This window comes from Microbulbifer maximicatervae (SeqCode), assembly GCF_052467815.1.
In genome coordinates this window covers 2838570-2860079 of record NZ_CP174326.1, presented here as the reverse complement: position 1 = coordinate 2860079, position 21510 = coordinate 2838570, and the positions used below count along the sequence as shown (strand labels likewise).

Annotated in this window: 24 protein-coding genes; 17 read left to right on the top strand and 7 right to left on the bottom strand. The window is 44.4% G+C overall.

The annotated features are described in order from the left end of the window. Positions 1-34: 34 nt before the first annotated feature. The 4 genes from ACJJIW_RS12465 to ACJJIW_RS12450 all read right to left on the bottom strand — a co-directional run bounded on the left by ACJJIW_RS12465 (position 35) and on the right by ACJJIW_RS12450 (position 2871). A complete protein-coding gene (locus ACJJIW_RS12465; protein ID WP_282931790.1) occupies positions 35-250 on the bottom strand; it encodes a DUF1289 domain-containing protein in 216 nt (71 codons plus the stop codon). Further along, entirely contained in the window at positions 243-779 is a 537-nt protein-coding gene (locus ACJJIW_RS12460; protein ID WP_252085074.1) for a gamma carbonic anhydrase family protein, read from the bottom strand. Before ACJJIW_RS12460 ends, ACJJIW_RS12465 begins: the two co-directional genes overlap by 8 nt. 98 nt (positions 780-877) lie before the next feature. Further along, positions 878-1408 carry a methylated-DNA--[protein]-cysteine S-methyltransferase gene (locus ACJJIW_RS12455; protein WP_444935339.1) on the bottom strand — a complete coding sequence of 177 codons (531 nt, stop codon included), beginning with the start codon at positions 1406-1408 and terminating at the stop codon, positions 878-880. After that, a complete protein-coding gene (locus ACJJIW_RS12450; protein WP_444935338.1) occupies positions 1405-2871 on the bottom strand; it encodes an AlkA N-terminal domain-containing protein in 1467 nt (488 codons plus the stop codon). The genes ACJJIW_RS12455 and ACJJIW_RS12450 overlap by 4 nt, the downstream gene beginning before the upstream one ends. A gap of 697 nt (positions 2872-3568) precedes the next feature. Here ACJJIW_RS12450 and ACJJIW_RS12445 point away from each other — a divergent pair. The 10 genes from ACJJIW_RS12445 to ACJJIW_RS12400 all read left to right on the top strand — a co-directional run bounded on the left by ACJJIW_RS12445 (position 3569) and on the right by ACJJIW_RS12400 (position 10184). Continuing rightward, positions 3569-3823: a hypothetical protein gene (locus tag ACJJIW_RS12445; RefSeq protein ID WP_444935337.1), complete on the top strand. Its 255-nt coding sequence runs from the start codon at positions 3569-3571 to the stop codon at positions 3821-3823. 1 nt (position 3824) lies between these two features. Continuing rightward, positions 3825-4070 (top strand): hypothetical protein, encoded by a 246-nt coding sequence (locus tag ACJJIW_RS12440; RefSeq protein WP_444935336.1) that lies wholly within the window; start codon positions 3825-3827, stop codon positions 4068-4070. Continuing rightward, on the top strand, positions 4071-4856 hold the full coding sequence (locus ACJJIW_RS12435; RefSeq protein ID WP_444935335.1) for a hypothetical protein: 786 nt from the start codon (positions 4071-4073) through the stop codon (positions 4854-4856). It abuts the gene before it with no gap. A 224-nt stretch (positions 4857-5080) separates the two neighbouring features. Then, complete coding sequence (locus ACJJIW_RS12430; RefSeq protein ID WP_444935334.1) at positions 5081-5323, top strand: hypothetical protein; 243 nt, start codon at positions 5081-5083, stop codon at positions 5321-5323. A 508-nt stretch (positions 5324-5831) separates the two neighbouring features. After that, positions 5832-6251, top strand: a complete 420-nt coding sequence (locus ACJJIW_RS12425; protein WP_444935333.1) for a hypothetical protein — start codon at positions 5832-5834, stop codon at positions 6249-6251. After that, complete coding sequence (locus ACJJIW_RS12420) at positions 6244-6465, top strand: hypothetical protein (protein WP_444935332.1); 222 nt, start codon at positions 6244-6246, stop codon at positions 6463-6465. The genes ACJJIW_RS12425 and ACJJIW_RS12420 overlap by 8 nt, the downstream gene beginning before the upstream one ends. A gap of 233 nt (positions 6466-6698) precedes the next feature. Next, positions 6699-7475 carry an SMODS domain-containing nucleotidyltransferase gene (locus ACJJIW_RS12415; RefSeq protein ID WP_444935331.1) on the top strand — a complete coding sequence of 259 codons (777 nt, stop codon included), beginning with the start codon at positions 6699-6701 and terminating at the stop codon, positions 7473-7475. A 5-nt stretch (positions 7476-7480) separates the two neighbouring features. Then, on the top strand, positions 7481-7948 hold the full coding sequence (locus ACJJIW_RS12410; RefSeq protein ID WP_444935330.1) for a hypothetical protein: 468 nt from the start codon (positions 7481-7483) through the stop codon (positions 7946-7948). Positions 7949-8065: 117 nt separating this feature from the next. After that, the gene (locus ACJJIW_RS12405) at positions 8066-8308 is read left to right on the top strand and encodes a hypothetical protein (protein ID WP_444935329.1); all 243 of its coding nucleotides are present in this window, start codon (positions 8066-8068) and stop codon (positions 8306-8308) included. Between the two features lie 721 nt (positions 8309-9029). Beyond that, positions 9030-10184: a DUF3800 domain-containing protein gene (locus ACJJIW_RS12400; RefSeq protein WP_444935328.1), complete on the top strand. Its 1155-nt coding sequence runs from the start codon at positions 9030-9032 to the stop codon at positions 10182-10184. Between the two features lie 182 nt (positions 10185-10366). On the opposite strand, the gene ACJJIW_RS12395 is transcribed toward ACJJIW_RS12400, so the two are convergent. Beyond that, on the bottom strand, positions 10367-10645 hold the full coding sequence (locus ACJJIW_RS12395; RefSeq protein WP_444935327.1) for a hypothetical protein: 279 nt from the start codon (positions 10643-10645) through the stop codon (positions 10367-10369). 680 nt (positions 10646-11325) lie between these two features. Between ACJJIW_RS12395 and ACJJIW_RS12390 the strand changes: the two genes are divergently transcribed. The 5 genes from ACJJIW_RS12390 (at position 11326) to ACJJIW_RS12370 (ending at position 14103) form a co-directional block, all read left to right on the top strand. After that, positions 11326-11670 carry an antibiotic biosynthesis monooxygenase family protein gene (locus ACJJIW_RS12390; protein ID WP_444894585.1) on the top strand — a complete coding sequence of 115 codons (345 nt, stop codon included), beginning with the start codon at positions 11326-11328 and terminating at the stop codon, positions 11668-11670. A 279-nt stretch (positions 11671-11949) separates the two neighbouring features. Next, entirely contained in the window at positions 11950-12444 is a 495-nt protein-coding gene (locus tag ACJJIW_RS12385; RefSeq protein ID WP_444935326.1) for a hypothetical protein, read from the top strand. Between the two features lie 393 nt (positions 12445-12837). Continuing rightward, complete coding sequence (locus tag ACJJIW_RS12380) at positions 12838-13248, top strand: hypothetical protein (protein WP_444935325.1); 411 nt, start codon at positions 12838-12840, stop codon at positions 13246-13248. Positions 13249-13277: 29 nt separating this feature from the next. Further along, on the top strand, positions 13278-13541 hold the full coding sequence (locus ACJJIW_RS12375) for a hypothetical protein (protein ID WP_444935324.1): 264 nt from the start codon (positions 13278-13280) through the stop codon (positions 13539-13541). A 97-nt stretch (positions 13542-13638) separates the two neighbouring features. Then, complete coding sequence (locus ACJJIW_RS12370; protein ID WP_444935323.1) at positions 13639-14103, top strand: hypothetical protein; 465 nt, start codon at positions 13639-13641, stop codon at positions 14101-14103. A 727-nt stretch (positions 14104-14830) separates the two neighbouring features. Here ACJJIW_RS12370 and ACJJIW_RS12365 read toward each other — a convergent pair. Next, positions 14831-15160 (bottom strand): hypothetical protein, encoded by a 330-nt coding sequence (locus ACJJIW_RS12365; RefSeq protein ID WP_444935322.1) that lies wholly within the window; start codon positions 15158-15160, stop codon positions 14831-14833. A 258-nt stretch (positions 15161-15418) separates the two neighbouring features. On the opposite strand from ACJJIW_RS12365, the gene ACJJIW_RS12360 reads away from it, so the two are divergent. Next, positions 15419-16099, top strand: a complete 681-nt coding sequence (locus ACJJIW_RS12360; protein ID WP_444935321.1) for an IS630 family transposase — start codon at positions 15419-15421, stop codon at positions 16097-16099. Then, positions 16015-16431, top strand: a complete 417-nt coding sequence (locus ACJJIW_RS12355) for a transposase (RefSeq protein WP_444937363.1) — start codon at positions 16015-16017, stop codon at positions 16429-16431. Before ACJJIW_RS12360 ends, ACJJIW_RS12355 begins: the two co-directional genes overlap by 85 nt. Before the next feature lie 239 nt (positions 16432-16670). On the opposite strand, the gene ACJJIW_RS12350 is transcribed toward ACJJIW_RS12355, so the two are convergent. Then, a complete protein-coding gene (locus ACJJIW_RS12350; protein WP_444935320.1) occupies positions 16671-21344 on the bottom strand; it encodes an RHS repeat domain-containing protein in 4674 nt (1557 codons plus the stop codon). Between the last annotated feature and the right edge of the window lie 166 nt (positions 21345-21510).

Below are 21510 nucleotides of genomic sequence, written 5' to 3'. Positions count from 1 at the left end.
CGAGGCCCGGCCCCGACAAAGCGCTATCGATTGTTTACCAGATTCGGCCCATTTGCCGCGCGCGCTCGGTGCAGAGCTTTAACACTGCACGGCGCTCATCGTTATCCATGGAGCCCCAGCGGCTGATTTCGTTTCCACTGCGAAAACAGCCCTCGCACAGGTCCTGCTCATTCAGGGCACATACGGAGATACAGGGGGATTTAACCGGGCGCTCTTTCGGCTGCACGGTTTTTACCGGTTGTTCAGACATCTTTAGCCTCAAGCGGGACCAGTTCACTGGCGAAATGTTTGCCGTTGGCCGCATAGTGATCGCTGCTGGCTTTAAGCAGCTCGTAGGTGGCGGGATCGAGAGATTTTACTACCTTGCCGGGAGAGCCCAGCACCATAGAGTAATCGGGGATTTCTGTGCCCTCGGTCACCAGCGCATTGGCGCCAATGATACAGCACTTGCCGATTTTGGCCCGGTTTAAGATCACGGCATTGATACCAATCAGGCTGTAATCACCAATGTCACAGCCGTGCAGCATCACTTTATGGCCTACGGTGACACCGGTGCCGATGGTTAATGGCACACCCACATCGGCATGCAATACCGAGCCATCTTGTACGTTGCTGTATTCACCGATAGTGATCGGCGCACAGTCACCGCGCACCACCGCGTTAAACCATACGGAACTGTGCGCAAGCATACGCACATCTCCAATCACATGGGCACCCGGCGCAATATAGTGGCCCTCACCTTCCAGTTGTGGCTGCTTATCCCCCAATCTGTACAGCATTTGGCCTCCGGCTCGATATGATTATGAACCGCTTATTATCTCGCGCCAAAGAGGCCGTGGCTAGGGAGAGATGATTGCGCTTTTCCCAATATGACCCGCTAGAGCAGCTCGCCCTGCTGGACAAAGTTGGCACCCTCAAGGGTGAGCAAGCGCGCTTTCAAAGACAGGCCGCCAGCGTAGCCGGTAAGGCTGCCATTAGCTCCGATTACACGGTGGCAGGGAATAACGATGGCAATCGGATTCGCACCATTGGCCCGCGCCACCGCGCGAATAGCCCGTGGCTGGCCCAGCCACTGGGCTTGCTGGCTGTAACTGCGGGTTTCGCCAAAGGGAATTTGCAACAGCGCATCCCAAACCCGGCGCTGGAATTCAGTGCCCTTTGGCGCCAGAGGCAAATCAAAGCTTTTGCGCTGGCCAGTGATATATTCCCGCAACTGCTGGGCGGCCAAATCCGTCAGCTCCGAGGCGCCCCGCTGCCAACCGGCCCCCAAACGCAGTGGCCGTTCATCGTCATAAAACTGGAGTGCAACTATACCTCTGGAGCCTCGGGAGAGCCCCTCTCCCTCCTGTTCGCAGGCCGCGATGGCAACATCACCCAATTCCGTGGTGTAACTCTCATAGACAATCATTTTTTCTCTCCAGATTTCAGGGACTGCCACAACAAAATGGCTCCATATGCCCGCCAGGGCCGCCACTGCTCTGCCCGCTCCAGGGCCTGCTTGGGTTTTGCCTTTTCACCATCACTGCCCAGGGCTTGCAGAATACCCAAATCCGACGCGGGGAAAGCATCCGGCATCGACAGGCCGCGCATAGCAATATAATGCGCTGTCCAATCGCCAATACCCGGCAGTGCTGTGGCTTGGCTGCACCAATCCTCCAGGGACTGATCGGCAAAACTCACACGGCCATCCAAAGTTGCAGCAACAAACTCCTGTAGGGTTTTCACCCGAGCCCGGGTCAAGCCCAGATCGGCAAAGTCCGCCTCAGCGAGACGCTCCGCCGTTGGGAATAAAAACCGCTCTCTGCCAGCATCGTCCACAAACGACTCCCCGTAGCGGGCCACGATACGTCCGGCAATAGTGGTCGCCGCCGCGACACTGATCTGCTGACCGAGAATCGCCCGCAGTGCATATTCGAATGGGTCCCAGGCACCGGGCAAGCGCAGGCCCGGATTCTTCGCCAACTGATCCGCCAGCAGTGGATCTTCATTTAATACCGTCTGAATCTCCTCAATATCCGCATCCAGATCAAACAGCCGGCGCAGGCGCTGGTTCAATAGATATAACCCTGCCCCACCTTCCTGACCAAAAACTTCCACCACCAGGCGATTGCGTTGCGGATCGTGGGAAACCTCCATCACGCCACGACAAGAATCCAGTTCGAAACTGCGTGAATAGACCTCCCCCTCCACCTGCTCCACCCCGGCCAAAGCGCGAGTTCCCAAAAAAGCCAGGAGTTGCTGCCAATCTAATGGCGGACGGTAATCCAGGTACAACCGCACCCGTGTGGCACTCGCCTTCTCAGCGCGCGCTGCGTGTCCCTCCCTGCGCACCTCGGATGGGGTGCGTTTGTAGATCTGTTTGAACACGCCGTTAAAGCGTCTCAAGCTGTTAAAACCGGACTCATAGGCGATTTCAGCAACAGGCAAGTCTGTATCTCGCAGTAAACGAAAAGCAAACAGTGCCCGCTCGGTTTGCCAAACCGCTAAGGGGCTTACTCCCAGGTGCTCAGAGAACAAACGCCGCAAATAGCGGCTGCTGACCCCGAGACGCTCTGCCAGTCGCTCTACAGATTGTGGCTCGCGCTCACTGCGCATCAGTTTTAAAGCGCGCTGTACGGTAGTCGAAACCAATCCCCAAGCTGGACTGCCCGGCGCAGAATCGGGGCGACAGCGCAGGCAGGGCCTAAAGCCCGCATTGGCCGCCTCGGCAGCAGTCTCAAAATAAGTAACATTGCGCTCCAGCGGAGGCCGAGCGGGACAGATCGGGCGGCAGAAAATGCCGGTTGTTTTCACTGCGGTATAGAAGCGCCCATCAAAGCGCCGGTCTCGGGCCAATCGCGCACTGGAGCAAACTGCTGCATCAATCTTCATAAGTCTCTCTCGTTTCTGACTACCAGTGTATGGATTGGACGGTATCGGAACTAGTCATAAACGGAACTGACCATTTTGGGCTTTAGACTTGCAAGTCAGAAAGTGAGGCCCAGAGGGAAAGGGCCAATTGGGCTCACTTTAGATATCTCTCTAAGAATGCCTTGGTTGAGAAGTCGCACCTAAGGAACCTCTGAACAACCCCTTGATGCCTCTGGCTTACAACAGTCAAGGCGCAGCTACGCAGAAATGTCTAGATCTTTAAGGAAGTCGCAATGCGGAGTTGAATCGCTCTGTAAGCCAGAGGCACCATGAAATCATCCAGTGGCTCTTTAGTTTTGCACGCAGCCAGGCCATTGCTTTGCTCAGCACCAGCTCTATATGCGTTAGCCCCGGCAAGTTATAAAAGGCTGCACCGAGATATTTTTGATCAGTTTGACTGTTATTTTTTCAGAATGGCTTGAATAGGCGAAAATTTATTGAAATATAATTGATTAAGACGTGAGTCCATATTTTGGATATGCAATCAAATTGATTATTTTTACATTTGTCACGATTGACATAAGAACAAGTAAGCTTTTGACTTAAATAGTATTTTTTAGGCAAGGCGTAAGATTGATTCTGGGATGGCAATAAGGATAATTGTGCTCAGAATGAACACCATATAAATGTTAGGCCCTAAACATACAAAGGAGTTCACATGGATTTTGGACATCAAATAAGAATGACTTTTGGAACAAGTCATTATGAGCCAACTCACGATCAGCAACAGAAAATTGCTAATGATTTTCTGTCAGCATATAGGCAAGGGAAACTTAATTCTAGGCAGGATTGCTTTGAAATTGTAAAGCGACATTGCCCGTCTGCAGGAAAGTATTTCTATAAAGGTTTAGATAACTCTGATTTGAACATATTGTTACAGTTTGCAATAAATACAATAAAGGAAACAAACTAAGATGCTATCAAACTTCAGGTCTGAGCTAGAAAGTCAATTTAAAATATTTCAATGGAACCCAACCCAAGAACAATTGATAAAAATAGCGGAATTCATTGTTCAAAATCCCAACAACATCAACCATGCAACAGTATTTATTTGTGAACTGTGTGATGATGTTCTTCTGAGCATTTTTGAAGGTACAGACAACTCAGACCTAAATCATTTACTTGCCATGGCTAAACTAGTTGCAAAAGAGGGTAGATAATTGGCAAAAACGCATGAACAAGAAGTTGTATCAGCAAAATCACAGATTAGTCACCTTAAAGCTGATTACATGTCGACTTTAAATGGTTTTATCGGTGCAAAATCACCAACAAAAGATCAAAGGATTTCCAAACTTACAGACGTATTAGCTTCAGCAAACAAATATTTCAACTATGTTGAAGAATTCGTTGGTAATAGTGACTTGCTAGGTGCTCATGATAATCCAAAGTGGGTTATTGGTTTTGCGGAGGATTGCGCAGAAATCCTGAATAGTTTGAAGCAGCATTTTGAATTTATTTACACTGCAATTGAGTCATTGCAACCTGAGTTACTTGAGTCGGCAAAGCCAGGAGCAACTTCATATGCAAATATGCAGAGAATGGTTGTTAAATATCTTACGCCAGAAGTTGCTGAAAACATTAAGTTAAACTTCAAGAATGCGGGCTTGCCAACATACGGCTTTGATAACTATAAATTGCCTTTTATGACCAAACAAATACAGACTTATCTAGCCTTTGGGTTTGGGGTTTCTTTTCTTATATTGTTAATTATTATTGCATTTTTAACCCCCGACCCAACAGGCTTTCAGTATACAATCTTTCGTATAGTTCTTGCTTTAGCAGCAGGAGGAACAGTTGCAGCATTTCCCGGCTTTATCGAAGTAAAATTTGGTAAGTGGCTACGAGCAGGTGGCGCATTAGCTGTTTTCGTTCTCGTTTATTTTTACAGCCCAGCTGCAATTGATATGGGAAACTCAAACTCACCAACAGTAAGTAATATTTTATAAACAAATAGGATACCCATAAATCATGCCGTAATGTCTAGACCTTTCAGGAAGCCGCAACGCGGAGTTGAATCGCTCTGTAAGCCAGGGGCACCACAGGGTGATTCAACGGCTCCAAATGAAAAGAGCATGAATAGGACACCCATGAATCATGGCCCAATAGGTTTGGCGGCTTATCCTTTTTGCTTGGTGGGTGCCTAGATTAATTATTATTTCGAGAATTTTTTGTGAAAGAATGGATTTTGATTATGACGATGAGCCTAGTGAACGAGCCAGGTTCATTGAACGATGTCCAGTTTGAGACGGTTTCTGGATTTCAGACAAAAATTGCTTGTGAAGCTGCTTCAAAGAAAATATCGCAACCACTGTTACGTCAGGTGAGTAAGTTTAGGCGACAGATGAAGGTTCCAAAAAATGGAACTATTGATTTTCCCTCTGTTTTTTCAGATTGTGTCGAGGTGCAGAAATAGCCTGCACAACCAAGCCAGGAAGTATGCTCCGGGCCTTCAGCCCTCAGCAGGACGTCCAACACTATGCACAGCATTGGCCTCCCCTGCTGGCGGCGTTATTGTGGCGGTCAATTTTTAAATTGTAAGTAGTTACTGCAAGTAACAATCTTTACCTGAACACTCTCTTTCACAGAGCTTTTTTGCCAACTGGCACCATAGTTCCGCTCAAGTGCCTTCGCTTTAAGTAAACAAGCCCTGCAAGTCAGTTGCACCATTTTAGAGTGTCAATCAGATAGTTAACCGGAGGGTGAAGTATGGTATTTTGCTTGTAAATTTATCGGGCAGTGGCCAGCCAAAGGTGGCTGGAAGAGAGTAATTAGGTCGTTCAGTGCGCGTCAGCTATAACTAGGCCAAGCAGACTCGCCAAGCCCCACAGGGGCTTGGCTGGGCAGCCTACGCGACACGCTTCGTACGCAAACGCTCCGGCTGCCCTGCTGGCAACGTTAAAACTCGATAGAACCGACAATTTATGAATGAATATAATTTACTAATACATATTCTTGAGTGTTGCGAAGAAAGCGGAAACAGGCATGATCGTGTTCGCTTCGATGTAGGCCATGAATTGGTCGAAGAACTCCATAATAGATATAGGTTGCGACCTTCTATAGATGAGCTAAAAAAGATAGTTGACCGTTGCTATTCTAGAGAATGGCTTGAGCATGCATATCTTGGAAGCGGTCGATATAATGGACTAAAGCTAACAACAAAGGGCATGGGTGTTGCCACTTCCAAGAGAAAATCAGAAGAGCTACGTAAAAACCGACCTTTGCTGAAAACAATTTCAGACTACATCGAAGATCATAAAGGCCTTTTTTTACTCTTGGGTTCTGTTGTTGCTATTACAGGCCTAATCATTAGCATTCTTAAAATGGGTTCCGCCAATGGATAAAAATCAGACTATTGAAGTGGTTTGCTTGTTTTGTGATGCCACATTAAAGGTTGAAGAAGGCAAAGAATATCAATCTGGAGATATGATCAAATGCTCCGAGTGTGGAGATTTTAATGATTACGATTCAGTCTTAGATATTGCAAAAGAAAAAGGTTTTGAGTTGGCCAAAAAAGAGCTGGAAAAAGAGCTTAAGTTAAAATTTAAGCACAAATAGGACACCCATGAATCATATGGGAGAGAGAGAAATCGGAAAAATAAAAAGCCATGCTCACTAGAGGAATCTAAATTAGGTGGCCGGTAGCTTCCAGCTATCGACCCCACACCACCCATCGTGCACATCCACACTGGGTGGCTCAAATAGGACGCCCATGAGTCATGCCCAACAATCATACCTCCGGCCTTTGAGGTAGATGTTAGCCGTATTAACATAAAATGGAGTCAACAAAAATGTATGGTCTATTTACAGACTCAAGAACTGGCCTTTCGAACAAATTTGAAAAGTTCAGGCAGAATATAGAATTAACAGAAAATCAAAAACAAAAAATAATATCAAGCCATACCCATCTTAGACAAAACTACCTTCAGAGGCTGCCCTATATATCAGAGACATTTCTAACGGGTTCATACAAGAAAAGCACGATGATCCGTCCACCGTCTGATGTTGATGTTTTCCTTATTACAAACCAGAAAAAAACAGACACCACTCCAAATACCATACTAAACAAGCTAAAAAAAGACTTATCTTCTCTATATCCAAGCACTAATGTTCGCCAAGATAGACCATGTATAGTTCTTGATTTTAATCATTGTCAATTTGAGTTGACGCCAGTAGTTAAAGAGACAGTCCTTTGGGATGATTACTTTTTCATCCCATTAAATGGTGGTAATAGCTGGACTGAAGTTGAAGATCCAAGAAAGCTAGAAAAACGCTTATCTAATGCAAATAGAAACCTAGATGGAAAACTTACCCCGCTTATCAAGATGATGAAGGTTTGGAAAAAAAACAACAACATCAGAAATATAAAATCTTTTGAAATCGAAGAGAAGACTATAAACAACATCTCACACATGAAAGACTACAGAGATGGTGTGCAGCAGCTTTTGAAGATTTTCGGCTGGAAAGATTCTCAAGGGTTCTTCAGCTCTAGGGTTGATGACATGGATGATTATGTATTTGCACGATATTGTAGAAATACATTATTTGGATCTGATTTTCCAGAGTGAATAAAATGAGTCAAGAAATGTATAAACGAATTGGTGAGGACACTGCTTACACGTTTAAGGGACTGTATAAGGAGTCTGGCTGGCTTGAGCTGAAATACAGGTTTTATTTATCAGTCCCAATAATATTCAGTATTATCTCATTAGGTTTTGATGGGGATATTTCAGGCATTTACCTGAAAGCCTTGGCAGTTGCATCGCTAATTTTTACCTTTTTAGCACTATTAGATCAAAAGAAATTCGAGAAAATTGATTCATATAGAGTGTTAGCTGAAAAAGTTAAGCTAATTTATGACTCTGCTGAGGAATCATATACCCATAACAATCCTGATCATTTACAGAAATTAAAATGTGACTGGATTGTTATAAAAGCTGAACTTGTAAATCATCCAATTAGTATTGTGAGTCGGCTCATATCCAAGCGGTCAATAAAAAGCGAAATGAATTTAAAGTGGCTTGACGGAGAATACGGCTAACGGAATCGAACAATTCACAAATCACGAATAGGACACCCATGAATCATTCCCAATAGGGTTGGCGGCTTATGCTTTTTGCTTAGTGGGTACCTAGATCAATTATTTCGAGGATTTTTTGTGAAAGAATGGGTTTTGATTATGACGATGAGCCTAGTGAACGAGCCAGGCTCATTGAACGATGTCCAGTTTGAGACGATTTCTGGATTTCAGACAAAAATTGCTTGTGAAGCTGCTTCAAAGAAAATATCGCTAACATTGTTACGCCAGGTGAGTAAGTTTAGGAGGCAGATGAAGGTTCCAAAAAATGGAGCTATTGATTTCCCCTCTGTTTTTTCAGATTGTCTCGAGGTGCAGAAATAGCCTGCACAACTAAGCCGGGTGCAGAGCAGCACAAATAGGACACCCATGAATCAGACCTAATAGGGTTGGCGGCTTATGCTTTTTGTTCGGTGGGTATCCAGATCTGCTCCTACTGAACAACTCTTTGATGCCTCTGGCTTACAAAACAGTTCACAGTCAAGGCGCAGCTACGCAGAAATGTCTAGGCCTTTAAGGAAGTCGCAACGCGGAGTTGAATCGCTCTGTAAGCCAGAGGCACCACGAAATCATCCAATGACTCTTTAGCTCTGCAAACAGCCAGGCCGCTGCCTTGCTCAACACCAGCTCTATGTGTGTTAGTCCCAGCGAGTAATAAAAAGGTGTGCAGAGATATTTTTGATCAGTTTGACTGTTATTTTTTCAGAATAGATTTATTAGGTGAAAATTTATTGAAATGTAATTGGTTAAAAGTGAGTCCATATCTGGACATGCAATCAAGGTGATCATTTTTATATTTGTTGCGATTGATACAAGAGCAGGTAATTTTTTGATTTGAATAGCATTTTTTAGGCGAGGCTTAAGATTGATTCCAGGATTTCAATCAGGATAATAGCAGTGAGGATGAGTACTATATAAAGGTTATGTCATCCGAGGACTGGGTAATTGATCAACTATCGATCTCTGCGAAGACGGCATCCATACATAGTCACGTATCGGGCTACCACTGAAAAAGCACGATGACTGATGCGAAGGGAATAAAGGTGTGGGTAGAAATAGCTTGAAAACTCATGCGATATTACATTTCGATGAGTCTGGATTCACCGGAAATAATCTATTACACAAGCAGCAGAAAATATTTTGCTATGCATCATTAGAATGCCCTCATAACGAGGCTCAATCTTTCATTGAGCATATCATTTGCAAGTACAAAATTCAAAACGGCGAAATTAAGGGCAGCAAATTATTAAAAGGGATTCGCGGAAAGCGAGCTGTTGATGAAATAATTCAAAATTTTAAAGGCCGATTCAAAATTTCAGTTTCCGACAAAAAGTACGCGCTAGCAGGTAAATTTTTTGAATATATATTTGAACCTGCAATCGCTAACGTCAATTCAATATTTTATGACATTAACTTCCATCGCTTCATTAGCAACATACTTCATGCTGAACTATCTATCAGAGGAGCAATGGCTGAAGAAATATTTGAAGATTTCGAAAAACTGATGAGAACGGGAGATTTTGAAGGGTTAAAGGCACTTTTTTCAACCTCGAAAGATGAAAGTATTTCTCCACTTTTAGAGCACATTTGTGACTTTGCCATACATAATAAAGAGTCCGTGGTGAAAGAGTTAGCTGGTTATGTTGGTGGAGGTGCAGGGAAATGGGTTCTAGATTTGACTAACACTGCTTTATTCAGTCTCTTGGCGGAATGGGGGCAGGAATATGATCAATTAACTGCTTACTGTGACCAATCTAAGCCATTAAGCGAAGATCAAGAAATGTTCAATGTCATGATTAATCGAGAGGATAAAAAATTCACGCATATTGCAGGGATTGATTCACCTATAACATTCAACTTAAAAGAGCCGCTTAATTTAGTTGACTCTAAGATCATTCATGGGATTCAGCTTGCTGATGCAATAGCAGGTGCATTCGCATATGCTTGCGATAGGGAAAATCAAGACGAGCATGCCGAAAAATGGCGAGCTATGATTGAGGAGCATGTAATTTTCGGTAGTGTCTTTCCTGACTATAATCATCTGGATTTGAATAAGCTAGAGGTTCAAAGAAATGCGGTCTTGCTACAAGAATTGGCAGACCGTAGTAAAAACGGCATCAGTCTAACCGACGATATTGCTGAATATATTCAATTCATCACTATAGCGCTAAAAGAATCTCCGCCTGAACTACAGACATAACAATACAGCACAAATAGGACACCCATGAATCATGTCCAAAAGGTTGGCGACTTATGCTTTTTATTTGGTGCGCTTCTAGATCTACTCAACAAAAAGTTAGGGCTAAGCTCTAGAAAAAGAATAAATAGGACACCCATGAATCATGTGGGAGAGGGAGAGATCGGTAAAATAAAAAGCCATACTCACCAGAGAGGCATCAAAGCACAATTGTACGGAGTATTTCGTCTATTTTTGGCGTGCAGGGCTCTCAGCACACAGGGCGAACGGGGATCGATCGGCGCAGCACGAATAGGATACCCATGAATCATGCCCAATAGGGTTGGCGGCTTATGCTTTTTGTTTGGAGTAATCCCGTCAATGCCTGCGGCACCTTTGTTGCTTCGCACGTGTTTCCATACAGCATTAAGATTTTCTTTGCTGAGGATGGTTTCAAGCAGATTTTCATTTGAGTTGAGTGTCATGGCAGTGCGCTACGTCAATTTTATATCCGGCTGGCAACACATCGGTAGGCTAGCCCTGTCTTTTAACTCGTGGAGTTTGGGTTCAGGTCTTCACCGTATCCAAGGTATTAATCTTGGCATTAGGCTACTATGCCGTCGGCTGACTTCTGTTCAATCACCTTGCCCATTACTGGCCGAGGCGCTGCTGTGTTCCACCAATTTTGGTTACCCCCGCGATGGTGGCTAGCGGGCTGGGCCTACTTATGAGTCAGCGGCCACGCTGACAGCTTTACAGCAGCAGGTTGAACAGATCTCCCCAGATAAGAACGTGAACTTTCACTACACAACTGCATCATTTACTCTACCCGTTAGATCACATGGCTTCGGTGTCCTTGGCCACCTCGCCTCCAGGCTAAGCCTTATATGCTGTTTCTGTCCGTCAGCTCGTAGCTTTGCTAGCGGCTTCCTCCCCACAAGACCTCACGGTATTGCAGTTGCCATTCGCTAGTAGTTAGCATTTAATGGAACCCATTAAACGGTGATCTTCCTACAGGGGACTTTCACCCCATTAGTTCACGCCCATGCTGGGCGTACCAAAACAATCAAAGGCGCCACTTCGTGGCTGGACCTACATTCTGCGGCTTCGCCGCTACATTTCGGCCCTTTATTCCGGCGTTATGCATCAGTACAGGAAATAGATCATGGAACAACAAGTTAGCGTTATAAATACAATTGTAGTTCCAAATGGTATGGAGGCTACTGCTCAGCAAGTTCGCGATGAGTATGTGTCGTATTTCAGCAAGCAAGAAGGTTTTGTCAGCTCTACATTTTATAAATCGGTTAATAGAGAGCAAGATGGTTCAATTAAATATATCAATACTGTCGTTTGGGCTTCATACAATCACTTCGAAAAAGTAGTAAATATTGGATTCGATAATCAGCTGGGTAAAAATAGCGATGGTAAAAGGGTGTTAGGTAAAGGCTTTCCTGATCCTATAAAAGTTTCACCTGGTCAATATGTAATTGTTGGGCAAACAAATGCATAACAATCACATTAAAAATCGCCCACAAAAAACGTGGGCTGGACTCGCTACCGCTCGTCTTTTATGCTGGCGTTACAGATTTCGTGGATCGTTTTCCCTGATTGTATATTTGCACTAATTTATTCTCGGGCTTGACACTTCAATGAATTTCATAACCTGCGGGTGTGAGTCATGTTATGAAATATGGGGCAGCCAAATATCAGTCATTGATACTGCGATATAAATTTTACATTTTCGTTCTTAGAGATAGTGAAGATAAATATGAATAAGAGGTTTCTAATATTGACAGCTTTGATCGTTGTAAATGGGTGTGGCACGGTGGTCCCGTATAAATATATTCATACCATAGAGTACGTCAGTCATCCTGAATTTGGAGAAATTACAAAAAGTGATCAGCGATATATTGATGCGGTTAATGATTGTAATGATCGCTTCTTCTCTGAACCTGTAAACGTAGATGGGAAACTAATAAAAGACAGAAAAAGATTAGAACGCATTCTAACGAAAGAGGTGATAATCGAAGCTCGACGAATGGCACGGGCCAATAATTCCAACGATCCTGTTAAGTATAAGAGTATGGCTATGGAGTATGCAAATCAAGCTCCAGATTATATTCTTGAGATCCGGCGTAAAGATAATCAGTTCAGAGGATGCCTTAAAGGAGAGAAGCAATTTAAAAATATCAAGCCTAAGTTTATTGATATAAGAAATGGTGAAGAACTGAAATATAATGGGAGCCTTAAAGCTTATGTGCCAATTGAGGATAAAGATACTTAGTATATAAATGTTATGTCGGCGGGAAATTTTTAGATGGTGCATGCCAAGAAATATTTGGCTCTCTGCTCTGGAGTTCCGGAATCAAAGTTATGCACCGCTGATAGCTTGCATTATTGTTCCAGTTTCTCTACTTTAGATCATTAGGTAAAGAAACTCCGTAGCCGACTCGTGGAGTGCCAATAAGAAAGAAATGGGTAGGGAAAGTAATGTATTCCTCCCTCGTATTAATCGGGCAGCGGCCGGCCAAACTATGGCTGGCAAAGTGCTAGTAGTCAGTTCTGAGCACGCCAGCCATAACCAGGCTAGTCAAGCTCGCCCAACCTCTTCTGGGCCGGGCTTGACAGCCTACGCTCCGCTTCGGCTGCCTTTGCTAGCAACGTTAGCCAGATGATCATGAAAAATATATCTAGACAAGAATTTGTAAGAGGAAGTGGCAGGCTCATAATGCTGGCCATCTTTTCCTACGTTACTTTTCTATTTTTGCAGGGGATTTCCAATATCTCTGTAGAGGGGCGGGTGTTCCTTGGATATATCGCCATTATATTTTTAGGCTTTTACACAACATCGCTTTTAATCAATCGTCTGATAGAAAGATATCAATTTGCACACGGCGACAAAGCGAAGAAAACTATAGCAGCCTTATCGCTCACCATTGATGCAGTCATGGTCGGTATTTGTTCTGCCATGGCATTAAGGGCGCTCTACGAAGATCGCTTTGATAACATCATTATATGGTTTTTTATGATCGCATATAGCATTTACCATATATATAAGCATTCGAAGGAAAAAATGGAAAATGGCTAACAAGGTTAGGCAATAAAGCTGTGGCAAATATGAAATTAATTATTTCCAAATTTGAAATTGTGGCAGGATTCATTCTAATTCTTGTATCTGTGTTGGCGCATATCCATAGTTATACTTGCTTCCTATTTACAGATGGATTCGGGGTGGCCGAGGGACTATACGCTTTATACGGCATTGTCTTCGGGTCGTCATTAACAGCCGCTGGCATCATGCTTCTTCATTTTTCAAAATGGCCTGCATGGCTAGGTCAGTTACTTTTAGTTTATGTTGCAATATTCTCGGTTACGGCGTAATAAATGCTTAACAAAGCGTGCAATAATCACCCTTTGGGCTGGACCGCTAAAAGCGCTGCTTCGCAGCAACACGGCCCATTCATTCAGCGTTATGTATATGAAGATTGAGCGATTAGATAGTAAGTCAAAATTGGTTGGATATACTGCACTTGTACTTTCGGTGTTTGCACTTGCCTCAGGATACTTCCTTTACAGCAATTTTCCTCAGAGGGAAAGAGTTTTTACCCAGGTTGGCTTGCTTGAAAGAATTAAAACTAGATATGTTGGAAAAGGTGATTATCTACACACCATTATCATTGAAGACCTAGAGTTCAAGTATTCAAACTCCTCTAAAGATATGTTTGACGACCTTCAAGTTGGGGATGAGCTAGAACTGGAATACTACACGTCAAAGATCGATAAAGACCAGTACATAGTTGGAGCTTACTACGATAACAGGCAGTTGATTTCTGGTGTTGAGGAAAAAGAGAAAATAATTTTGAATTTAATTTTGTCGTTTTCTATTAGTGTAGGTCTCTTTTGGTTCGGTATATTTGAGCTTCGCGGGGTACGGCATGCATAACGAATACAAGCAGGTTGCTACGGGCTTTTAACCCTTCATGGGATGGCCTGCGCTGCACTCCAAGCTCCCCAGTTATAGTCGTTATTGTGGCGGTCGGCTTTATTGGTTTTTCGTAGTAACTGAAGCTTTAGTGCCAATACATAGCACTCGGTATTGAGCAATTGTACTGATTGTTATTCAGGCAATTTCGCTCCTAGAGTGTTCGCTTAGGTACTGAAAAAGGGGTAGTTCGCTGCAATTTCGCAGAGTGCCAGTAAGATAGGAATTGGTTGAGGAAAGTACGGCATTCTTTCCTCGTGACAACACAAATAGGACACCCATGAATCATGTGGGAGAGGAAGAAATCGGCAAAATAAAAAGCCATGCTCACCAGAGGAGCATCGAGGCACAATTGTGCAGAGTATTTTGTCTATTTTTGGTGTCCAGGGCTTTCAGCACACAGGGCGAACGGGGATCGATCGGCGGGATAAAAAATGATTCAATTGAGTTGAGATGAAGGGTAAGAGAGAAACTTCTGGCAATCATGCACACCTTGGGCCCAGCGTTTATTCAATAAAACACACGCTTTCCGTACTGCTTCAACCGACCCTACTAAACCTTTAAATCGTCTTTCAAAATTTCGGTTGAGGTAAAGCCAGTGCTCAGGTGAAATACCCAGGCGCTCAAGTATGGGAGGGGTATTTTCAGCGATAGCGCCGCGCTTTCTGGGATCTAGATGCCGACCACTTCAATCCACCAACTCCAAATAGTGGCCCAGCTGAAAAGGTAACCCTTTTGGCATATTTAAGCGCTCATCTCCCACAAACGGTAGTAAACTTTTGGGTTGCTCAGCGGTAATTGCAGAGCGAATACGCAGTTGAATAGAGGTGTAATCAGAGTCTTCAGGCGTTTTGGTAATATTAGCGCGGATAGGGTTTAGGTCTACATAGGCCATACAAGCGGCGAGGGCTTTTTCATCCAATAAAGCCTGCAACTTAAATCGCCCCTCCCAAAAACGGCCTGTATACTTGTCTTCAGCATTGGCCTGCCGAGCGATAGACTTGTTTAAACAGCGCATAAACTAACTGATATCTATTAAGCGCTCCCGCCATATAGCGGTGACTTCTCTTAGTTTTTCCAGCTCACAGTGATCCAGTGTATCGCCTTTGAGATAGTGCAGATCCAGAGAGGGAGCCAGAAGCAGCTTCTCCCAACGGGTAATTGCCTCTGCAAGTTACTTTAAGCATTCGCGAAATAGAAATACTAATGTATTTTGAGAGCTCTGAAGTTACTAGCGGGGCGGAAATAATCAGTACACTCTGGTAATATAAACTGCATGAAATACGATGCCAGAAAACTTAGCACTGAGGAGCAGCACCTCATACGTAAAATTGCTGTTCAGCGAGTATTTGATGGAGAATCTGCGGCGGAGGTTAGTCGTAGCTTAGGGCTGGGGAGCAGAACTATTTTCCCATGGTTAAGGACTGCTCGGGAGAAAGGTGTTGAAGCGCTATCTCCAAAAATTAGACCTGGACGCGGTAGAAAACTGTCAGCTATTGAAGAAGAGGAAGTCAAGCGATGGATTATTGGTGGCGATCCAAGGCAATATGGCTTTGATTTCGGATTGTGGACACGTCAGATCGTATCGGATTTGATTTTTGAGAGATTCAAAATTGAACTTAGCGTTTCTAGTGTCGGCACACTTCTACATCGACTGGGCCTGACGCCACAAAAGCCTCTACGAAGAGCTTACGAGAGAGATGAGAAGGCGGTGAATAAATGGGTAAAGGAAGTCTACCCAAAGATTAAATCTTATGCGAAAAAAACTGGTGCAGAAATATTTTGGCTGGACGAGGCTAGTATCAGATCAGACGATCCACTCCAAAGGACATGGGGAGAAAAAGGAAAAATTCCAGTGGTAAAAGACAGTCAATCAATGCGATCTCAGCTTTATCGAATAGAGGTGGCTTCTGGTATCATATTTATAGTGGAAAGTTCACGGCAGAAAGGTGCGTAGAATGCTTCAAAAATTTCCAGAGAAGTCAGAAAAGACCAGTGATTCTCATTGTTGATGGGCACCCAGTACACAAATCGAAAAAGGTATTGGAGTATGTCGATTCACAGGATGGAAAGCTTGAAATGGTGTTCTTACCGCCATATGCACCAGACCTAAATCCAGATGAGTTGGTCTGGAATCATATGAGAAATATAGGGACCTCAAAGAGGCCGCTGAAAAAAGGTGAGACACTACTGAGTCGTGCAAATGCAGATTTGCAGAGCATCAAGAAAAATAGAAAACTTGTGAAATCATTTTTTCAAGAGTCGACTGTATTCTTTGCTGCTGCCTAGGTAGTAATTGGCGAAATTTGCGTCCCGAAAGCATTTCGGAGCTTGGCAACCAATTGACAATGATAGACTTCATCAATTTGCAAATGGGCGGGCAGATACACAAAAAATTTACATAACCTATTTTCTGGATATGAATAAGTGTAGAGCACGATTTTTCCATTACACAATGGTAAAGTCGTGCTCTACACTCAGAGAATGCAATTTAAACCTATCCGTTATTTCTATAGGTTCAACTTCTCCTACATCATCAATGCTCCTAGCTCCACCATTTCTTCTTCATCTCCGAATATCTCCTCATCTTTATTGCGGTTAGCTCGCTTTGTATTTATACCTCGAGGGAGTGTCCGAAATGTCAACTGATCCACATCCGGAAGTGCTTCAGCGCCATCCAGAATATCTTGATTGTCATTGGGTCTGGGCCTCCAAGCTTCGTACCAATATTGCCCGCCCTCATCTCTTTCAATAGAGACAACCGAGTCTGAATCAAACCCCTCCCCCTCCCGCTTCAAATAATCAAATATTTGGTCTGGTGAATTCGCGTACCCAAAAGCTTCAATATTTGGAGGAGCGTCAATATTGCCATCATTTGGAGGAGCACCGATATTGCCATGATCAGGAACAATACCATCCAACCCCTCTACTTCTGGCGGCTGCTCACCTTGAGGAATATTCTCACGTGCCATGCGTGACCAGGCACTCCACGCGCCATATCCTAAGATGGTTGCACCGACAGCTGAGCCCACGCCGATACCAATCTTTGCTGCGGTTGAAAGATGCCCAGAAGGATCTTGCTTCATGACAGGGTTCCCATCGGCATAGCTGTAAGGGTTCATAACCAGGAAGCTATCTCGACTCACAAACCTCATCCGTTGCGCCGCGTAGTACCGGGCCCTCAGATAGAGCAAGCTCGATTCTGAGTCGGCATATTCTCCACAATAAGCAAATGGATTGTCAGCAATGCTTCCGCTTTGGGATGACCTACAGTTGCCATATGCGTCATAGACATACTCGCTACTGATAGACCCTGAATTACCGAAAGTCAGAAGAACATTTTGTCTATCGAGTAGATAAGACTGGAGTTCAGATGACGAGTCTTTCTCCAGCAAACGAGCGAGTCGCGACGATGCTGATATTATGTAGCTGGCCTCTGAATCCCCCTGAACTTCATTGATGATATTGGCATTGCTGGCGTTGTCGTAATAATAGCGAATGATTTCCTCATCACCGGTTTGCTTTGTTGCACGCAGCCCATTGGGGTAATAGGTGTAGGTCGTGTTCTCACCGTCACTTGAGGTGAATTGTGTGAGTTGATTCAATGCATTGTATTGGTAGCTATTGCCATCTTCATCTTTAATAAGATTGTTGTTTTGGTCGTAGCTCAAAGTCTGATCTTGGGCGCCAGCCACGCTGATGGAATTTAGCCGGTTATCGGCATCGTAGGTGTAATTTGTCTCCGCACTTTCAGAAGAAGGCAGTGAGCGGGCGCAAGTTTTGATATTGGCTAGCGCATCATAGCTATAAGATACGGTTTCGAGTGGGTTGCCTTGTGGGTCTACAGATGATTCCCCAATGACTTGTCCAACATCATCATATACGAATGAAACATCGCGGTTGAGTGCACTTGAGCCCCCAGGGTGTCGGTAGCTAATGTCGGTTACGAATGAGGTCGTTGCATCGTAGCTGTAGGTGAGGGTAATCGGCTCGCCTTCACCCGTACTGGTAGCGATGATTTGTTGGGGGCGCCCATAACCGTTATAGGTGTAAGCGAGCTTGACCCCATTTGAATAGCTCACCGAGGCTATTTTTCCCACATTAGCTTTATCGATATCCTGGGTGATATAGGTGATCCCCACGGAAACAGAGCCATCGTCCCGAGCAATTTTAGCGAGCCGACCATAACTATCGTAGGAATAGCTGCACTGATGCCCGAGCGCATCAATGGATGAAGTCAGAAGGCCCGTATTGACATCGTAGTTCCACGAAACTGTTTTCCCGTCTGGATAGCTTATTGAAGAAATATTGCCATCAAGCGTGTAGGTGTAGCTGAGCCGTGCATCGCTTTCCCCATCCACGAAGCGCTCGATGGAAGTGCGCTGCCCGACACCATCGTATTCATAATGAATTTCAATGCTCGAACCATTCTCGGTGTACGAATGAGAAGAGACTCGCTTGTTTAGATCATAGGTGCTGTTTACCTGTGATCCATTAAACTGGGTAATCTGAGTCCTATTTCCTACCGCATCATAAGTAAATTTTCGAGTTTGTTCCGTCAGTGTGGCTTCTTGTGTGAATTCCCCGAGTTCATTGTAACTACGATTTGACGACGCTTCTGTCTGAGACATACCTTCAAGTGTACAAGTACTCTGAAGCATATTCCCATTTAGATCTCGCGAGGCCACTAGTGTGCGCTTCAGATTTGCACCACCGAGACAATACTGGGTGGGGCTTTGGAGGATATTGTAGGATCTCGCTAGGGAAAACTCTTGAGGGGTCTGCTGATCTCCAATACTGGTCTGTACATTGAGTTGAAAAGCGTTCCACAAGCGGGTAGCGCAGGCGTACTGATTAGCATTGTGCCTATCGAACTTTTTAGCCGAAGCGACAAGTCTTTGTTTATATTCTTTTTTAGCTCTTTTTTTGAATTTACTAAGAAGTGGGCCGCCAGACTTCTCAGGACCGTAAGTGACTTCAGTTGACTTCAACGAATTAAAAGAGCTTGCTTTCGTGCAAGCTACCGAATCATATTCGTATCCCGATATATTGCCCAGGGCATCAGTCTTAGAGGCTAATTGGCTGCGTGCGTTATAGGCGAATGTGACTTTTGATGCTTCGCCTAGAATACCCAATTGTACGCTGAGACGCCCCAGCTGATCATAAGTATTCGTCGTTAAGGTTCGCTCTGCCCCACCCTTCACAGGATAATCACTTTGCTGGATAAGTTGCCCAAACCCGTTGTAGTAGTACTTCTGTTCGTAACCGTTGGCATCGAGCTTTCGCATTATGTTATTGGTAAGATCGTAGCTCCATGTTGTGGTGTTTCCCATAGGGTCAGTGCGTATTACGGTTGCTTCAGCGAGGTCATAGTTATACGTAGTGATCGCACCCACGGCGTTGCTGGTTGAGATTGGGAAACCAGTACATAAATCGTAAACCTCATTAGAGGTATTGCCAAAGAAATCGGTTGTGGCATGCGTCAATGTGTGTGCGGTAGAGTCAAGAATATTTTCGAAGGTCGTGTTGGTTTTCGCAATTCCAGAATGACCTGGTGCTGCTGAACCCCAGGTACGCGTGGAGGAACTGGGACGGCCAGCAGTGTCATACTCAACAGAGGTCACGAGTAGTGGATTTAATAGGCCACTCAATTCAGTCCCGCGGGTGGATGTGAGGATGTGCTTCTTATCATCTGAAAGCTTATTGTCCGTTCTTATAATCTCTGGTGTTTGACTAAGTACTCCTCTAGGTTTGTAGTCGTATACCTTAACGGAAGTGGGCATACCAAAACTGATATCGTATTCAACCTCTCCCTTTTTGACGAGCTGTAATTCACCCTCTACCTGTTCGTACTCTTCGATAGAGGCAATTTGACCATTGTCTGTGTAGCTGCGAATAATTTTAGCGGGTCTGGTGTCTTCTTGCTCGTTGTAGAAGGTGCTTAGCTTTTCTGCAATCAGTTGATAATTCGGATCGAGCTGGTTGTAGGGGGGGAAGTCGCCGTCCGTTTCACCAACATAAGTGTACGCTATTTCTTGGATGCGTTCGCTTCCATTTGCTGTGAAAGTGGTCGACTTTAGAAGAAGGTGCAGATTGTTGTACTGATTAACAACCAACGTTTTGTTATTGTTGATCGTGGTGTAATACCTGTAATTATTGTCATTACTTTGAAATAAAGCATCTGATGTTGTAGATGCGACCTCATACGTAGGGTTTCCAAGATAATTGTGGCCATCTGGACCACTTTGCTCAGGGTGATAATTATAGGTTGTGCTACGGGTTTCTTCTTCATAGGTGTTGATCACCTTGCTCACGACATCTTGTTGCTCTTGTTGTCCAGAACTATCTTTGTAGTAGATTGTACTGTAGTCAAACGTCGAGCTGACTTTATTGGGATAGTTGACGTTCGAGAGGAGCTTGCTATTTATAAGACCTCCGTTGTAAATAAAGTGCGTGGTCAAGCCCATAGGGTCAATGTAGGAAACCAGTGCGCCCTCAAGTAGCTGGTAAGAATAGGTGATCGGGTTAGGGTTGGCATCGGATCTTGGGTAAATCACGTCGATGGAGTCACTACTGAGTGAAATCGATAGGTTTTGTCCGTATGCATCAGTAACACTGATAAGCTTCGCTTGTGTAATGGAAGCATCGCTTGAATCATAGGTAAAAAGCAGATGGTTTCCATTTTTGTCATCCCAACAGATCAATTTCCCCTGGACATCGAAATACTGATGATGGCCGTCCAAAAAGGTCAGCAGGTATGTGTAAGGGGTACTTGGGGCATAGGGCAAATTAGGGTACTGCCCTGGACTATACTGCGTCATTTCAAGATTTTTCTGGTAGTAATACTGCAAGCCAGAAGGACTTTCCGGACTCAAAACATAGGTTTGGCTACCGTTGAGAGTCAAGATCCCATCATTAATGTAACTTAACGAATAGGACCATCCTACAGGTAGACCAAACAATTGTTCATAGGAACCTACGGTCTCCTGCGCGTATGTGATCCCGAGATTCACATCCATCGAGAGAATCCCTTTTAGAGGTGGCGATGGAATCGTAACGCTGAGTAAACCAGTACGGGGATTGACTTGGGTAAGGAAATTCTTCGCATAATTTTTGGCGACAGAGGATGAGTTAGAGCCAGTGGAGGTGCTAGCGATATTGGTAGAACTAGAAAAGTTTGCCATCTGGTCGAAGTTTGACACGTGCTCACCTTATATAAATATAAAAGCTACGCAAACAGATTAACTGTGTCTTGTTATCTCCACACGCCTTATCCTACAACCTGACAGCTGCTCACTTCGACTTTAGAGCTACGCTCTTATGGCGCGCGAGCACAGGCTGGCTAATTGTTTGCATTGGTGTAAAAAG

Bases quoted from the DNA above. Each gene is read 5' to 3' on its own strand.
- ACJJIW_RS12465 (WP_282931790.1), bottom strand. From the start codon at position 250: ATGTCTGAACAACCGGTAAAAACCGTGCAGCCGAAAGAGCGCCCGGTT.
- ACJJIW_RS12460 (WP_252085074.1), bottom strand. From the start codon at position 779: ATGCTGTACAGATTGGGGGATAAGCAGCCACAACTGGAAGGTGAGGGC.
- ACJJIW_RS12455 (WP_444935339.1), bottom strand. From the start codon at position 1,408: ATGATTGTCTATGAGAGTTACACCACGGAATTGGGTGATGTTGCCATC.
- ACJJIW_RS12450 (WP_444935338.1), bottom strand. From the start codon at position 2,871: ATGAAGATTGATGCAGCAGTTTGCTCCAGTGCGCGATTGGCCCGAGAC.
- ACJJIW_RS12445 (WP_444935337.1), top strand. From the start codon at position 3,569: ATGGATTTTGGACATCAAATAAGAATGACTTTTGGAACAAGTCATTAT.
- ACJJIW_RS12440 (WP_444935336.1), top strand. From the start codon at position 3,825: ATGCTATCAAACTTCAGGTCTGAGCTAGAAAGTCAATTTAAAATATTT.
- ACJJIW_RS12425 (WP_444935333.1), top strand. From the start codon at position 5,832: ATGAATGAATATAATTTACTAATACATATTCTTGAGTGTTGCGAAGAA.
- ACJJIW_RS12420 (WP_444935332.1), top strand. From the start codon at position 6,244: ATGGATAAAAATCAGACTATTGAAGTGGTTTGCTTGTTTTGTGATGCC.
- ACJJIW_RS12415 (WP_444935331.1), top strand. From the start codon at position 6,699: ATGTATGGTCTATTTACAGACTCAAGAACTGGCCTTTCGAACAAATTT.
- ACJJIW_RS12410 (WP_444935330.1), top strand. From the start codon at position 7,481: ATGAGTCAAGAAATGTATAAACGAATTGGTGAGGACACTGCTTACACG.
- ACJJIW_RS12395 (WP_444935327.1), bottom strand. From the start codon at position 10,645: ATGACACTCAACTCAAATGAAAATCTGCTTGAAACCATCCTCAGCAAA.
- ACJJIW_RS12390 (WP_444894585.1), top strand. From the start codon at position 11,326: ATGGAACAACAAGTTAGCGTTATAAATACAATTGTAGTTCCAAATGGT.
- ACJJIW_RS12380 (WP_444935325.1), top strand. From the start codon at position 12,838: ATGAAAAATATATCTAGACAAGAATTTGTAAGAGGAAGTGGCAGGCTC.
- ACJJIW_RS12375 (WP_444935324.1), top strand. From the start codon at position 13,278: ATGAAATTAATTATTTCCAAATTTGAAATTGTGGCAGGATTCATTCTA.
- ACJJIW_RS12370 (WP_444935323.1), top strand. From the start codon at position 13,639: ATGAAGATTGAGCGATTAGATAGTAAGTCAAAATTGGTTGGATATACT.
- ACJJIW_RS12365 (WP_444935322.1), bottom strand. From the start codon at position 15,160: ATGCGCTGTTTAAACAAGTCTATCGCTCGGCAGGCCAATGCTGAAGAC.
- ACJJIW_RS12360 (WP_444935321.1), top strand. From the start codon at position 15,419: ATGAAATACGATGCCAGAAAACTTAGCACTGAGGAGCAGCACCTCATA.